12 protein-coding genes are annotated in these 15,164 nt (G+C 39.3%); 7 read left to right on the top strand and 5 right to left on the bottom strand.

Annotated features, from left to right (window positions below; translation table 11 throughout):
• The first annotated feature begins 22 nt into the window (after positions 1 to 22).
• The 5 genes from JFC10_RS08130 to JFC10_RS08110 are packed head-to-tail and all read left to right on the top strand — an operon-like array spanning position 23 to position 5,662.
• Entirely contained in the window at positions 23 to 823 is an 801-nt protein-coding gene (locus JFC10_RS08130; protein WP_198332423.1) for a hypothetical protein, read from the top strand.
• Positions 823 to 1,971, top strand: a complete 1,149-nt coding sequence (locus tag JFC10_RS08125; protein WP_198332422.1) for a hypothetical protein — start codon at positions 823 to 825, stop codon at positions 1,969 to 1,971. The genes JFC10_RS08130 and JFC10_RS08125 overlap by 1 nt, the downstream gene beginning before the upstream one ends.
• Positions 1,961 to 3,646 carry a helicase HerA domain-containing protein gene (locus JFC10_RS08120; protein ID WP_198332421.1) on the top strand — a complete coding sequence of 562 codons (1,686 nt, stop codon included), beginning with the start codon at positions 1,961 to 1,963 and terminating at the stop codon, positions 3,644 to 3,646. Before JFC10_RS08125 ends, JFC10_RS08120 begins: the two co-directional genes overlap by 11 nt.
• The gene (locus JFC10_RS08115) at positions 3,639 to 4,196 is read left to right on the top strand and encodes a hypothetical protein (protein WP_198332420.1); all 558 of its coding nucleotides are present in this window, start codon (positions 3,639 to 3,641) and stop codon (positions 4,194 to 4,196) included. The genes JFC10_RS08120 and JFC10_RS08115 overlap by 8 nt, the downstream gene beginning before the upstream one ends.
• On the top strand, positions 4,193 to 5,662 hold the full coding sequence (locus tag JFC10_RS08110) for a serine/threonine-protein kinase (RefSeq protein ID WP_227685979.1): 1,470 nt from the start codon (positions 4,193 to 4,195) through the stop codon (positions 5,660 to 5,662). The genes JFC10_RS08115 and JFC10_RS08110 overlap by 4 nt, the downstream gene beginning before the upstream one ends.
• Before the next feature lie 1,093 nt (positions 5,663 to 6,755).
• Here JFC10_RS08110 and JFC10_RS08105 read toward each other — a convergent pair.
• The 4 genes from JFC10_RS08105 to JFC10_RS08090 all read right to left on the bottom strand — a co-directional run bounded on the left by JFC10_RS08105 (position 6,756) and on the right by JFC10_RS08090 (position 13,246).
• A complete protein-coding gene (locus tag JFC10_RS08105; protein WP_198332419.1) occupies positions 6,756 to 9,923 on the bottom strand; it encodes a tyrosine-type recombinase/integrase in 3,168 nt (1,055 codons plus the stop codon).
• Entirely contained in the window at positions 9,916 to 12,228 is a 2,313-nt protein-coding gene (locus tag JFC10_RS08100; protein WP_198332418.1) for a hypothetical protein, read from the bottom strand. Before JFC10_RS08100 ends, JFC10_RS08105 begins: the two co-directional genes overlap by 8 nt.
• The gene (locus JFC10_RS08095; RefSeq protein ID WP_198332417.1) at positions 12,215 to 12,784 is read right to left on the bottom strand and encodes a hypothetical protein; all 570 of its coding nucleotides are present in this window, start codon (positions 12,782 to 12,784) and stop codon (positions 12,215 to 12,217) included. Before JFC10_RS08095 ends, JFC10_RS08100 begins: the two co-directional genes overlap by 14 nt.
• Before the next feature lie 243 nt (positions 12,785 to 13,027).
• A complete protein-coding gene (locus JFC10_RS08090; protein ID WP_198332416.1) occupies positions 13,028 to 13,246 on the bottom strand; it encodes a helix-turn-helix domain-containing protein in 219 nt (72 codons plus the stop codon).
• A gap of 250 nt (positions 13,247 to 13,496) precedes the next feature.
• Here JFC10_RS08090 and JFC10_RS08085 point away from each other — a divergent pair, with 250 nt between their 5' ends.
• On the top strand, positions 13,497 to 13,817 hold the full coding sequence (locus JFC10_RS08085) for a hypothetical protein (RefSeq protein WP_198332415.1): 321 nt from the start codon (positions 13,497 to 13,499) through the stop codon (positions 13,815 to 13,817).
• 277 nt (positions 13,818 to 14,094) lie between these two features.
• Here the strand turns inward: JFC10_RS08085 and JFC10_RS08080 are convergent, their stop codons facing one another.
• Complete coding sequence (locus JFC10_RS08080; RefSeq protein WP_198332414.1) at positions 14,095 to 14,271, bottom strand: hypothetical protein; 177 nt, start codon at positions 14,269 to 14,271, stop codon at positions 14,095 to 14,097.
• Between the two features lie 539 nt (positions 14,272 to 14,810).
• On the opposite strand from JFC10_RS08080, the gene JFC10_RS08075 reads away from it, so the two are divergent.
• On the top strand, positions 14,811 to 15,128 hold the full coding sequence (locus tag JFC10_RS08075; RefSeq protein ID WP_198332413.1) for a hypothetical protein: 318 nt from the start codon (positions 14,811 to 14,813) through the stop codon (positions 15,126 to 15,128).
• Positions 15,129 to 15,164 lie beyond the last annotated feature (36 nt).

Below are 15,164 nucleotides of genomic sequence, written 5' to 3'. Positions count from 1 at the left end.
TAGTAATCGCAAAGGGCGTTTTTTGCATAGTATTGTACAAGCGCAGCCATTGACGAGTGACTGGCAATCCAACCCACCCCAACAAGGTTTACTACTGGTGCAAGGTGATGAGTTAAACCAAGTAGAAGATTGGCGAACCTTGTATCATTGGTCAATGCAAACTGGTTGCGCAGCATTAGTAGTGGATCCGTTAACCAGTAAAACTGACTGCTGGCAAGCACCTGAACTTGAAATTGATTGGCATCTGGCAGCCGCTCCAAATATTATCGATGCTAATACTGATGGCCTAACAAAATTACTAGCCGATGAAATCACCCAAAAAATTATAGGTTTTAGTGGCAGCTCGAACGCAACCCTTCATCAGATAGCTGATGTAATTCATACGCGATATATTCGTAAACACAGTAACAGTGGTCTATTTGCGATGACTACCTTACCCCTTTGGTCTCTAAACCTACTAGATCATAGCGATATATTATTGGATTGGCTAAATTGGCTAATTACTCATTCGGGAGATACGACTCCCTCTATAGTTGAAGTTAATAAGGCTGATTTTATTCCTGACAAAAAAGATGAGGTAGTATTACTCCTAATCTATGCCATCCCAGGATTGACAGCGAAAGAGATTTGTCAGCATCAAGCGGTTAAAATGTTATTTGATACCTCTACCCTAGCAATTGATCAACGCTGGCTAGATCTATGCCAATACGGCTTTATTAGTGAAAATAGGCTAACTGAAAAAGGTACCACTATACTCATGAATTCTGACTATTGGGCTTATGCTGAGTTATTATGCGAACAGTTAAGAACCGGGACGCGATAATGAAAAATATGAATTTAGCACAGTCTTTAGCGATAGATAGCCAGTTACGTCTGCCAGGAAGTGCTGGTAGATTGCTTAAGCAAATTAGAGACATTGAGCAAGTGGCTCCATTGTTTCATGATGCTGGATTGGTTAAAGCAGTACCAAAGTCAACTGTGGTTAATCTCCGTGTATCAGGCATTGCAACTAAATCTTGCATAGATAGAGCGCTTGGCGGATTTATTTATGCTAGTGCTGCTGTCCGCACGGACTTGCTGATTGAAGACAATAAAGTTAGCACACAAGGTAGCGACTCTGTTTCCGAACTCGATGATATTGATTTTGAAGCACAGCGTAAGCGTCTAGACTTGATAGAGATTCGTCAAGCTTATCAATTAGTGGAAAAACAACTACTAAGTGGGGAGCCCTGTGATTTAATTTTACTAGATACTCCGCTATTTTTGGCAAGGGATATGGCACCACTCGATCGAAATATTCGCCATAAGCAAGAATATGAAAATACCTTACGGGCTATTGAAACATTTTGGCAAAATAACCGTGCAAAACTGTTTCCATGGAACCAGAAAGGTGTAGTCCTCGCCAGCATACTAGCAGAACGCTTTAGTGCTATCGTTAGCATTGCCAAACAAGATTTACGTTCAGAAAAAGGCCGTCAACAAATACTTTTAAGTGATGGGTTCTCTGAAGAGCGTATGATGAACTTAGCTGATTTAGATGAAAGCCTAGCTGGAGTTGGCGATCTGCGCTTTATCAATGGGGTTTTAGGAAATTATTCACGTACTATTGCGTTTCGTTTGTCTGAAAAAGAAAATCGTATAGAGCCAAGTATAGAAGTTCAACAAGGCTTAATTGGTTTTCATTATCGCAGTGCTCGTGGTGGCCAAATAAAGATGGTACAGCTTGCTGGCGACGAGCCAGACTGGGAAACGACAGGCCTAGACTTAGTAGCAGCCCGCTTAATGGTGCTTGATATGCAAAGCAAGGCTAACGCTATGCCACTACCTCAGCTTTTAGGCTATCAGCAACTGGGGGTTTTGCCCAAATTTACTAAGTTTTATCGCCAAAGCTTACATGGTGCACTTAAAAATAATGATATTGAAACTCGCTGGTTGTCTGGCTTAGATGAGGAATTGAATAATGGTATATAAAGTTTTGGGAAAACTCGTTGGTAATACAGGCGACGCAAACCAATTAACCATGGTCGTACAAGACTCTTTTGCTGTTCGTCGCGGTGAATTTGTGCGTATTATGCATCAAGAAAGAAAGGATGAAGGTGAAGTAGCCGTATTAGGAAGAATAACTAAAATAAATCGTAGCAATATGCTTTACAACGCTGGATTTGGTGATGGCGTTACTGAATTAGAACTACTACCAAGTGCAAACGTTACTGGCGAGAATATGTTCGCACAAGTTGAGTTAGTCGGCTATCGCGACCCTATTTCACGACAAATAAAAATACCACGTAGACCTTTAAATCCCGGTACTGCTGTAGAAACCGTTGATTTCCAGTTTTTAAGTGATTTTTACGAATTTAATGAGCATACAAGCCTCCATCTTGGTAATTTGGTTGGATACGACAAGGGCGAAAATACAGTTCCAGTTTTTATTGATGTGAACAAGTTAGTGACTGAGCATATGGCAGTATTAGCTATGACAGGTTCAGGAAAGTCATACACTGTGGGTAGAATTATTGAACGCTTGGTAACTCTCAATAACGGTACTGTTGTAGTGTTTGATCCTCACGGTGAGTACGGCAAGGCACTTGCTGGTGGTAACTTGCAGTTTGCAGACGACTTGAATATTAGTGAAGATACGCGTGATAAAGAAACCCTACCGCTCATAAAACAAACTTTTGAAAAGCTGCAAGCTGCCGGTGCTGGCATTCAAATCTATACGCCGCAAAATGAGTCATTCAAACACAAGTATGCTAGTAAAAACACACCTTTAGCTTTGCAGTTTGATCATTTCGAGATGGATGACATCGCTGAAATTCTTCCAGGACTCACTGAACCACAGCAACGTGTCTTAGACGTTGCTATTCGTTACTGGCGCTATGCTGATAAGACGGAACCACGAGATATTAACCGCTTGAGACACTTTTTAGGCGATGGACTCGAAGAGTTAAAAGAATGGAGCGACTTGTCTGAAGCAGAAGCTAAAGCACTCTCTGGTAGAAGTGCTGCAGTCGCTTCTATGAAGCTCTCTAGAGTGCTTAATGAAGGCAAAAGCTTTTACAGTGCCGCCATGTCAGAGCCCACTGACATCTACAAAATGATTGGCCGTCCTAACAACCAACAAGGACGCTTAGTTGTTGTCGACTTGCAAGGTCTCAGTGATACAGCGAAACAAGTCGTTTGTGCTCTATTATCCAGTGAAATCCTTAAAGCGGCCTCAAGTAAAACAGATCCACTTCGTCCTTGCTTTATCATTTACGAAGAGGGCCACAGCTTTGCACCTGCAGGCGGTAAAGCTGTTAGTCATCGCATTATTAAAAAAATTGCCGGAGAAGGACGTAAATTTGGTGTGGGATTTGGAATTGTTAGCCAACGACCATCTAAACTAGATCCTGACGTAACCTCACAATGTAATACTCTAATTACTATGCGACTAAAAAATCCAGACGATCAACGCTTTATTGCTAAGGCCTCAGATATGATAAGTAAAGCTGATCTTGATGAGTTACCAAGTCTATCTACTGGTGAAGCATTAGTATGCGGACGTTCAATCCCTGCGCCCCTATTAGTTAAAGTTGGTAGTAAAGCTCTCATTCATGGTGGTGAATCGCCAGAGGTATTACGTGTTTGGGGCTCATTTAATGGCTAATATGACTTTGCCCAACTTTGAGTGGGTATCAAACAACTTTCCATTATTAACCAGTGCAAAACTTATAGATCAAGATGTTCTAGTACATAGCTTAGGTTGTAGTGTTTGGAATACCTTCGGTCATGATCAAGGTTACATGGCAGTTGTTGAATGTCCAGCGCCTGGGACTTCTGGTGCAGATATACGCTCAGATTCAGGATGGTTTGAGATGCACGCAACAAAACCGCTGTGCTTAATTGAATTTGAGCGATACGATGGGTCAAAACCTAGTCAGCTTAAGCTAGAAGAGAAACTGAAAAATCTACTTGAATCAGCGCAGCGATGGCAGCACTCCCCAATACAACTTGTACTCAGTACTTGGAGCCAAGGATTGGTAAACGCACCTGATGTAAAAAGTCTAAAAAATATCTGTAAATATGGCTTTACCTCTTCAACTGGTAACCGTGTTTCTGCTCATCATAATCTAGAAGTTACTCTTAGCAGGTTTATATTTATAAAAAGCCTGTCAACAATAGCATTAGACCGAATTCACAATGAGGTGTTACTGTGAATATAAAGTCAGCACATTTCTTACCAGGCACAAATAAGCGCTTGGGTGATAAATACTTACTTCTAGAATGTTTGGGTGATGGTAGTCATGGCTGGGTATGGCGCGCTGAGCGCTTACAAGACAATCAAATTGTTGCAGTTAAAATACCTAAAGATATGACACGTAAAGATAGAGAGTTAGCTGAAGGAAAAGAGCTACTGGGGATCGAGGCGCATTCTAATATAGTACAGATATTTGATATGGGCCGAATCGAGAATGAATGGTTTTATATTGAAATGGAATACTTTCCCAGTCAAACATTGGCGCAAAAGTTAGATGACCATCAGAGAAATTTTGGTCAAACTTACGAGCGACTTTTCAGTATCTATCGGCAAGTACTTGACGCTGTACACTACTTGGCTAATCTATCAGTGCCAATCTCTCATGGTGACATCAAACCACATAATATTTTGGTGGGCGAGCAAGATTTAGTGAAGCTCACAGATTTCGGTAGCTCAGCTTTACCTGATGAGATTTACGTTCGCTCTAGGGAAAATGGCGGCACCGTGCTCTATTCAGCACCTGAGTTCTCTAATGTGTATAGCCGGAAAGGTAGCTTGGAAGAGTTGCTACTGGGAGATATCTACAGTCTAGGAGTACTACTATACCAACTAATTACAGGGCAACTACCACATAATACGCCGGCACAAGTTCAACGCCATGCACCTTTTAGGCGACCTACAGAAATTAATAACTTTATTCACTCAGATTTAGAGCAAGTAGTGCTGACTTGCCTTCAAAAACAACCTAGACATAGGTATCAGTCAGTATCGCTATTAGTTGAAGCATTTGATAGTGCCGTTGAGAAACAACTTAAATCAATAACTATCAACCCTATATATCAAAGTAAACCTGAGCAAGACTGGTCTAGTGCAGTAATAGCTGCCATGTCTGAGCAAGCCTATCAAAAAGCCGCTCTACTCTCTGCCCAAGAATACAATCGTAGTAAAGATCTACAAGCATTACACCAACAACTCATTGCACTATATAGAGCGAACCGCTTGTTTGAGTTTGAAAAGATTGTTGAAGAGAACAGAGCAGTTTTGTTAGAGGGCGAATTGCAGCATCCATTAGATCTATTCGAATTAATCATTAAAGCAAATCTACAAATTCGTGATATTAATCAGGCTAAATATTGGCTATTAAAGCGAAAGCAAGCTGCAGAAGAAAACACTACTACAATGTATCTCGAATCCTCAATACTTGGTCTTGAAGCCAAGTATCCAGAAGCAAGAGCCCTCTTGGAAAAAGTGAATCAAAAGACGCCAATGAAATTTAAAGTGCTTTGTCAATTAATACTAGTTTGCGAGCAAATGCGTGATTACTCAGGTGCAGTAGCCTACTTAAAAGCTGCATTACGTTTAGCTCCATTAGACGCTAATATGATAAGCAAAAAAGCCTTATACACAAAATTAGGTGTCATGTGACTGATTAATTTTAAAAAAGCATTCTCAAGGGATTTTAACTATTTAAGTTGGGCTAGCCAACTGCACTTAATAGGACATAGTATAACTATCCATTAAAGAGCTATTAACTTTCATAAAATTCGCATTATTGTAAGCGTGACACCGGGACAGACCTTAGATAATATGGCTTTGCATCTATCCTTTATTCTAGTAGGCAACTATGTTGTCACAAAGATAAAATGCCTTTAAGCTATATAGAATAAGACTTGTCACGGTGTCACGCTAAAAACACCTGTCCTACACCACTCTATTATGATCAAAGACTGGATGTCCTAAGAACATATGGAAAACGCTGACAGTAAAAACTAAGTAAAGCTCGTAAAATACTTTGAATAACTTGTTAATAATCATCTTATATACAGTGATAATATTTTTATGAAAACCCTATTTCAAGCATTAATCAAGTGCCAAAAAATTTATTATCAATGCCTTGTGTTAAGCAAATAACCATTCAAACTATCGGGCTCAGTAAGGATGAATACAATGTAAATTATTATTCAATATTATTGACATACTGTATGCAGGTTCATATTAATATTTATTCATAATGCAAGCTCTCGCATGATCAGATAATTTTCGGTAGATAATAGGAAATAGTTGCCTATAATTTAAATATTTTCCCACTAAAATTGAACTAAATTTACGTAATACATGCTTTGTTTTAATTTTCCCATTTAAACTTAATTTAGTTTTACTCCTAACCTAAATCAGCCCTTCATAACATGCTAGCAAATGCGTGAGGCACGCGTTGTGATTATCAACTGCAATACTTAAATAGGTAGAGTGTTTTAGCCACCATACATCCCTCCTCCTTTTTTACCGTGACAGCGTGACAACCTTTATATCTTATAGTGTTCAGAGCAATATTATCCGTGACAGCTTCCTCGATCATACAAGTCGAAAATCAGCTTACAACCCTTTCAGCTTATGACTTGTCGCTCTGTCACCTTATTGATATGCTTATTAATGCTTATATGACCTATTTAAATGAGTCAGCTCGATGACGATTGCAAATTATATTAAGGAAAATAGTCGTTCAGAATTGTGAAAGGCTCTAGTTTTCAACTAATATCATAAGTAAGTAGCCCACGTATTTCAGAAGTCCTGAAGAAGCATAGTAGCTATCCGCCTTAGCCAAGTTTTTATCAGAATGTCTACGTTTTCTCTGTACTACTCTGACTTCATAACCTTTGTAGTTTTCACGAGATCCAGTACGTATATTGCTGTCCAGCTTTAGCTCCTTTTTAAGATGACTAACCGTCTTCTCGCTATCAGCACGAATCTGCCAATACAAGCTATCAACGAGTCTAGTTCCTATACTTACGAACTGTTTTAGTATTATTAATTGTGATTTTTTTACCCCAAAATGTAGAGAGGATGTCTTTATATTATGTTTATTAGAGAAGATTTCTACGAATTCTGTTAACTGCAAAGGCTCTTCAATAGACATCTGATAAACCCTATCAAGCGCTTTAATAAGTAGCTCTTGATTCTTACGTCCTCTCGGTGCGCCTAACAGCAATCTATCGCTTGTCAACACTTGCTCTGCCTTGTGATAGATACATTTTGCTTCGGTTATACTAATACCATGCCTTATAGCAACTTCTGCTAGCTTTTCTTGTCTTTTTTCAACTTTTAGTTCCTGTATTTCTTCTAAAAATGCAATCACATCATGATACTTTGGATGGATTAAAATAGATTTTACTTCTGGTTTCTCTGTGTCTTTAGCATTTTCAGTTGCTTGCTGGCTAGATTCAGAGCCTTTCTTTTGTTCTATACTTTCAACAAACAAAGATGTTTTATGACAAGCTAGCTTTTTTATAAGATACAAACGTAACTTACTCAAGGCGACTAGCTTAGTTTTAGCGTCGTAGGCACTAGCATCCTCTCTATTTACTGTCTGGTAGTTTATCTTTGTGACTGCATCTATAACGGTTAATGGTAGCGTTAGTTTTGCTTCACTCATTTGCCAGCCCGCGAGCAAATGAGCGATATGAATGTAGTGCTCAAACGTAGTATCTGGCGTTAGATGCCCAGCAAGACTAGCCAGCCCAAACCACACCCCCTTTTCTTTATTATTAGCAAGAATAGCTTCAACGATAGCGTCGCTATGAGCTATATCGTAATCTGTCATCACCTGCTTAAGTGATGAGCCGCTTAACACCAGTGCCAATTGGCTAATGGCGGTATGCCGAAAGCTATGAAAGGTGAAGTCATGATTATTTAATAAGCGATCCCATATTATTTTCATCATATTGCTGAAAAATATAGATGGTAGTGGTTGATCGCCTGACCCTTGTGAGAATAAATAGCGGCGCTTTAACCTTTTTTGTTGATAATAGAATGCGATGAACGGTTTCAACTCATCAATCTTGAAAAGCTTATCTATCGGTATCACTCGTTTGGCACTACTGCTTTTAAGACTACGATAGCGGTTGGGTTTGAGAATTATTTTTGGCGCTTCAATCACTTGGCCATTGATAAACCCTATATCTGTAATGTCGTTAACCTTAGTACCAATAATTTCATTGATACGCATACCGGTGCGATAAGCAAGTGCTAGAACCACAAAGCATAATTGCTTTTGCTCAAAATCTAAATTTGATGACTGAATATAATCTTTCATCGCATGATACACATGCGGTGACACCATCTCAGATTTTACTACCTGCCGATTATTGCCCCATGGAAAATAAACGTAAGGCGCATCAAAGTGCATACGCTGGTGATCGTGAAATGCTTTCAGACGCCCATAAGTAAATTTCTGGCTGTCTTTCAGGCGGTCAAGATGAGATAGCTGTTGACCAGTAGCATTGTTATCATTATCTATACCACTAGACGTATCATCAAACTCTGATGACTTGCTCAGCACAGATACCCTGCGGCCATTTTTTACCTTACTTTGAATAATCTGCTCGTAAACGTCCTCAAAGTCACTGCCTTCCCATTGATCAACGTCCTCATCCATCGTTAGCATCAGCCAGTCGCGGCCAATGCAGCCCACATACTTACTGATAGTATTTAGTCTAATGCTAGTATCACCGAGCAACGACAAAGTCCAACTAAGCAAGCGCTGTGCATTAGACTGGCTAGCGTCTGTCTTTAATGTTGTGATAGTAGAAATAGCGGCGTTTCTAATCAGTTTGAGTGCATCTTGTAGCTCTTTGATCACATTTTTACTAAAGCTTGGATAAGCTGTGGCATTTCTCTTGTCTTGTGATTTTCCTGCCGTCTGATAACTGGCATTAAACAGTTCAGACCACGTTAGTGGTACAGGATTTGACTTAATGTCCTCTCGGTTATAATGAATGAGCTTATCAGTCGGCAGTCCTGTGGTTTTGAGGTTACCCTGTTTAATCACGGCAAGCGCCCCATCAATCTGGTTATCTTCCAGTTGCCGCCAGTGGTAGTTCGCATATTTGATGAGCAGTGAGTGCTGCGGGCGATTGATATCTTTATTAGTGAGTTTAAGCGTTTTTGAGATATCGTTGATTATAGTATTAAATGGCTTTATCTTGGCAGTATTTAACTCTTTGTTCTTTAGAGCGTATAAAAAACACAGGCTCATATCATCGGGAATATAATCAACGAATCGATGTAGGTCATTATCCTCATCAATCGCGCAGCCATAGTTAGCATCATGCACCTCAAGCGATATCACAGCCAAATGCTCTACCCTGCTTTTTTCATCAGTCGCTGGCATGTCAATTTTATACACACGGCGCTCACCAAACAGCCAATCATAGAGCGCTCTTAACACCTCAATATCATTAATACCGCCATACATTATGCTGCAATACAGCACCCCTTCAACCAAGTCGTTTACTGAGAAACGCCGTTTTCGTTGCCAAACCTCTATCATTGTTGCGCTATTGTCTGCCACAGCGCGTCCACTCACAAACCAATCATAGTTAATGGTCAAGCGCTCACGAGTTGCCAGTATCGGTACCACAGGCTCATCAAGATATATCTGGTGAGTTTTATTATAATCACGAACAAACTCTAAAAACCCGCGCCGCGCCAATTGGAAGTTTTGAGCGGTATCGAACGTCCCTTCTAGTAACAGGTTAATTGCTTCGTAGTGATGCTGCAGCTCACAAGGCAATTGCATAGAATTTTGATTGATATATTCTTCGATTAATTTTTTAGCGTCACGCTTAACACTTTTTTTGGATTCTTCTCTATTCAGCTGTCGCAGTTTATGAGCGCTAATATTATCCATATAGACGAACCTCAATTTGTTTTAAGTGAAGATCTGTAGCGATCGCATCTAAATGAGGGCTGAGCTGGTGCAGCTGATTGATAGAGCTTGATGACATCGGGTGCATGAATTCCTGATCAGCATGTTCGTGACCGTAAAGGGTGCAAATCAGATAGTCAGGCACGCGCCCTGTGAGCATAGACCTCAGCTGATGACGCAGCCAGTTATCCTGATGACTAAAAAAATCTTGCAACTGATAGCGGACTCGGCTTGGCGTAATACGGGCAAAGCCTTTTGGATTTTTTTGGTAAATTTGAATGAGGGGTTGTTCTGATTGCAAGATGGCATTGATGGGATAACGCGCTGCTGGATATAATGAATTATAGATAGCGGCAAATTGCTTAATATAAATAATGTAGTTTTGAATAGCCATTATCAAAAACTTGCTAAGAGGAATAAGCCTGCCATCAGATTGCGCATGACGCTCTTCTTTATCAGATACCCATAATATGTACCGATGAAAGTCAAACTGGTGTAGCAAGCCTGGTGCATGCTTGACTGGGCGAATACCGGTTTGGATCATAACAATGTGCCATAGCCAAATGCTATAGCTATTGAACTGCGCAATATAGCGATCCATGTGGGATTTTAGCTTGCCATTAAAGCTCTCGGCACTGACAGCCAGTTGATTAAAGAACTGCTGGCACATTGTGGTCTTTAGTGCCATATCACTACCAATGTAGCTTCTATGCCCGTTCATCGGTATGCTACACTCATCTATTAAAAGTGCTTTTTGCTCATCATTGCAGTATTCAGTTATCAGCTCTATCGCTTTTATATAAGTTTGCTCTAGCTCTACCATTTTAGTGCTAAGGTAATACAGCGCAGAGCTATGCCGTACATCAACACCTGTGATCAGGTCAGCATATAAGGGCTTATTAAGCTCGTTTTTGATCAATATAAACAGGCCTGCTTCAATATATTGAGGACTCAGTGCTGGTAGGTTAAGTATATCTTTAGCGTAAGAGATAGCGGCTTTAACAGTATCGGATGAAACGGTAATTTTATCCTCAAGCATGATTTGCAAAGCTTCAGGCAGTGCGCGATAAAAGGTACTGCCGTAGCTTTGTCTGTGGGCAAGCAGATGACTTCGAGTATTGGTCGTCACATCAATCGTGATGGCAATGCTACTAACTTTACGGACACGGTCATAGACAAAATACTGCCGTTGACTGCGACTGCATTGCCAATCAGCAATGATGCTATCAATACTAAGACCGCTTAACAGTGATAGTATTAAAACGGCATACCCAGTGCTACTCTGTTTATCAACACTCATAAAGCGCTGCCAAAGCGTGGCAAATAGCATCTGGTATCCGGTAATGCTTAGCTGACGATGATTGGTTGGGAAATGAAATTGATTACGGCGGGCGTGTTGATGGTTGTTTTTTAATCGCCATTGCTGCAACTCAGAGGATTTAGCAATTTGTGTGGCTGGCTTAAAGTCATTGTCTAGCAAAGGTACTTCGTCGTCATCAGCAATATTTTCAGCGATTGCCACGTTACTGTGCTTTTTTGATTTTTTCGTACCAAACACTATTCTTTGTAGCGGCTCACCATCGATATGCGCCACTGTCTTGGTGACGGTTTGAGCCGACTTTACGCGTTTAGTATTTTCAGTATAGGTTTTACCAATAAAAGCTTTATTATCAATTACTACCTCATAACCAAGTCTGATTTGACCGATTTTACTAGCAAGATATTGATTGGCTGTTTTACCTGTTGCCTCTTCCTGTTTAACACTTGCTTCATGTTGTCTGATAGCAGATAAGCATGAGGACAAGCTGTCGCACTGGGCGTGAATGTTGATTAACTGGTCGAGAATGCTACGCTGTGGATCAGTAGGTCTTAGTGCCATACGAATACGCACGCCAAGCTTATCTATTTTAGCAAAGTGCTTATCATGGCGTGCTGTGATCATAAATATAACTTTTAAGTAGCCGCTCATAAACCGCCAAGCATTACTGTTAATATCAACTTTTCCATACGTCTGATAAAAGACAATTAGCATATAGCTGACTGCCCACTCTCCAGTTTTACCTTCCCGAATGATTTGTGTCGTTACCTCAGTGCAGTCTATGCCAGTAAAGTCTGCGAAATTAGATTCTGATGTTGAGTGCAATAAATCAATATCATCATCTTGCACCAGACTAATCACATCGATCATAAGCTGAGACATTTGTATGTGATGTGGTGAACCTACTGGGATAAGCTTATCAAACACTCGCCTATCGATTACTTCATTAAGTAATTTAGTGTGATCCATAAGAAGTGTCCATCCAACTCAGGTTTTTGGGCAACCCCAGCATCGCCTCATCATTGGCTACCTTACACTGCTGATACTCATAAGCACTTTGGCTGATACCAGCAAACCTACAATAATTGTCTACCGTCAGACGCTCAATATTCATGAGTTCGCAAATAATACTTTTCGGTGCACTAGAGCTTAAAGCCTTTAGAAACTCAGGATGATTAATTCCCCTTGAGAAGGCCAGCTCGACAACCTCACTCCAAGCTAAGCGCTTAATATCTCTCAGGCTTTCAGCGGCAACTAAGCAAGGCTGACGTAAACTAGTCTCTTCTATTAGAATTTCATCAAACCTTCTAAACTCATTAAAAAAATAATAAGTCGAATCTTTACCAACTACCAATCGTAGCGGTGGGCGATAATAATCATCCAAGCCACCTATATTTATACCTCTCATTCTTGGCCTAAATTGATGCCATATCAACAATGCCTTTTGCGCATCTTGATGAATAACCAGATTATATTTACTGAAAGTTATGAACTTCTGAGTAGGCTTTAGATGAATATTATTCATTTTAATATTATTAATAGTGAAATATATTCATCATAATATGTTATAACTTATTGTTTGTAAAGCCTTTAATATTGCTGTTATATTTTTATCTTTGGATAACTCAAATACTGATTCATAACCATTTCTTAGACAAAAAAATACTCCCTAACCCCTGATAAATAAAGGCTAAAGAGTATTTTAAAATTTCAATTTTAGTTGGGTGAGAAGGTTAACGTTTTATATCAGTCCACCTTCCTATCAAACTTAGTTCTTTTCATTCTCATCGGGAACATACTTTAAAACATCCCCTGGGCTGACTTTTAATACTTGGCACAACTTACTCAAGGTATCGAATTCTATACGAGTTGTCTCATCGTTATAAATTCTATGAAGCGTTGACTTGCTGATGTCTGTCATTCTTACTAAATCTGCAACTCGCAATCTTCTTTCCGCTAAAAGCACTGGTAGATTACATGAAATCACAATAAAATCCTTATTGGTAAGTAAAAAATACTTGCCAGTGACTACTTTTCTGTTAAAATAATACTCGTTGGCAATAACTAAGTTCCTGTCAAAAACTATTTTGTGCTGACTAACGCTTTATTATGTCATAGACTCATCTTGCTGCTCAATAGCTGGCTAACTATGATGGGGGCGACTTGTTCGATAGATATAGTGACTATAAAAATGTGACACTAATCATAGTCATTCTGCCATTAAAAAGGAGTATATTGTGGGCATCAGGATTGAATGGAGCATGACACAAAATGCTTGGGACAAACGGGTCTGTGAAGATTATTGGGCCTATAATCATAAAATCAGCTATATAGATTATGTACGTATGCTTTGTCAAAAATATAATATTAGCTCTCAAACATTATTTGAAACTATAAGCCAATGCTATGCTTGCTTAGATGATGTTTGCTGTGAATATTGTGGGAGCGCCTGTCCTATTGAGGTACCTGCTGATATCGCCTATATGCGGGCAAAAGAGAGTTGGTTTTGTGCAGTATGTGAGCATGCTATGTGGAGAAGTGACTTTATTAGCAAATAAATAATCAAATCTACTTTCAGCTAAAAACTCATATTTTTATCTGACATAATCAATCCCTCTCACTCAAAGCGCTAACTCTATTCGTATTCATGACGATTTGGTTTTCGTTAACTTTATCCCAGATAGTTTGCGAGTAATTGATTAGGTCTCTATCAGCCAGATTTTCAGTATCGAATAGATCATTTAACCTTGCAACTATTTTTGATAGCCAGTCCTCTTGTTTATCCTTAGCATGGCCAGCTCCACCACTACCAGTATTCAGCGGATAGAAACTACCTTATTGCAGCTTTAAATCCTGTTGACGTAGCTTAGAAAAGCGGTAGTGACTCATGATAATATTACTGAAATAAATCTCGTCATCATCGAGCCTCTCACGTAGCATAGGTTGCAAATAGCGAGCATAAAAACTTAGTTTCTCTGTATCCTTATTATCGTAATCGATAATCTGCGACATAAATTCATACTGACTGGCTTAATCATGGTGATCTTGCACTAGGTCGCTTCGGCGCATTAGCAGCCCTTTTAGTATTTATCATTGTGTTTATTGGTCTTTAAACAGCTGGCTAATGCTAAAGCTCACTGACGATTATGCTTTTAATAAAATTATTTTATAGATTAAGTAGTAATTTCTTAGATGCTTATAGCCTTGTTAACGAGGGTTTAAAATTATTAGCGTGATGAATAAATATCGATAATTATTAGATATAAGTAGTAGCAAAAAAAGATGCTAACGCTATATACGGCATATTGTTAGCACCCTTTTTGGGTTCGAAAATTTACTCAGGTGAGTTTGTCAAAATTGGGGTTTGATAAGGCTATTGTGACAAGGATAAATTAAAGGCTTGAGGCGTGTTCCGTGGTTTAAGTAGCAGTGAGAGTTTTTACAAAAAAAGGGCTTAGAGTATATTTACTACGATATCTTTATGTAGTGTTATTAAACTTTTTTTTACTAAAATTTAGCACAAATACAAATATCCACCACGAGGAAAAAACATGAAAAATGAAGTAGATTTCACAGGACTTGAGCAGCTAAGTAAAAACGCTTCAGAACTATCAGGGGAGCATAGTGTTCAGATGGGTGAGCTTATGGATCCCAAATTCATCTCAAACTGTAGTCAATACTCCAATCTTGATGAATTATTTAATGCTTCTGGGTTCAAGATTGAATCAAACGAAGATTTTGAGGCTATTCCAGACGAAAAATGGGAGAGCTTTATCCAAGAAAATACTACTTACGAAAGCTGGCAAGAAATGCAAGAGGCTGCTGGCGTAGAATACGCAAGAAATATGCTACTTAAAGGGTTAAAATAAAATGTTTGTATTTTTTACCATTAATAAAAAGCCCCG

It is taken from the genome of Psychrobacter aquimaris (assembly GCF_016107525.1).
GTDB lineage: Bacteria > Pseudomonadota > Gammaproteobacteria > Pseudomonadales > Moraxellaceae > Psychrobacter > Psychrobacter aquimaris.
Note: the sequence above shows the minus strand (reverse complement) of the source record. Positions and strands in the feature narration are given on the sequence as shown.

What these genes read in the sequence shown, in the direction of transcription:
- JFC10_RS08125 (WP_198332422.1), top strand. Translation starts at nt 823, where the DNA reads ATGAAAAATATGAATTTAGCACAGTCTTTAGCGATAGATAGCCAGTTA.
- JFC10_RS08120 (WP_198332421.1), top strand. Translation starts at nt 1,961, where the DNA reads ATGGTATATAAAGTTTTGGGAAAACTCGTTGGTAATACAGGCGACGCA.
- JFC10_RS08115 (WP_198332420.1), top strand. Translation starts at nt 3,639, where the DNA reads ATGGCTAATATGACTTTGCCCAACTTTGAGTGGGTATCAAACAACTTT.
- JFC10_RS08105 (WP_198332419.1), bottom strand. Translation starts at nt 9,923, where the DNA reads ATGGATAATATTAGCGCTCATAAACTGCGACAGCTGAATAGAGAAGAA.
- JFC10_RS08100 (WP_198332418.1), bottom strand. Translation starts at nt 12,228, where the DNA reads ATGGATCACACTAAATTACTTAATGAAGTAATCGATAGGCGAGTGTTT.
- JFC10_RS08095 (WP_198332417.1), bottom strand. Translation starts at nt 12,784, where the DNA reads ATGAATAATATTCATCTAAAGCCTACTCAGAAGTTCATAACTTTCAGT.
- JFC10_RS08080 (WP_198332414.1), bottom strand. Translation starts at nt 14,271, where the DNA reads ATGTCGCAGATTATCGATTACGATAATAAGGATACAGAGAAACTAAGT.
- JFC10_RS08075 (WP_198332413.1), top strand. Translation starts at nt 14,811, where the DNA reads ATGAAAAATGAAGTAGATTTCACAGGACTTGAGCAGCTAAGTAAAAAC.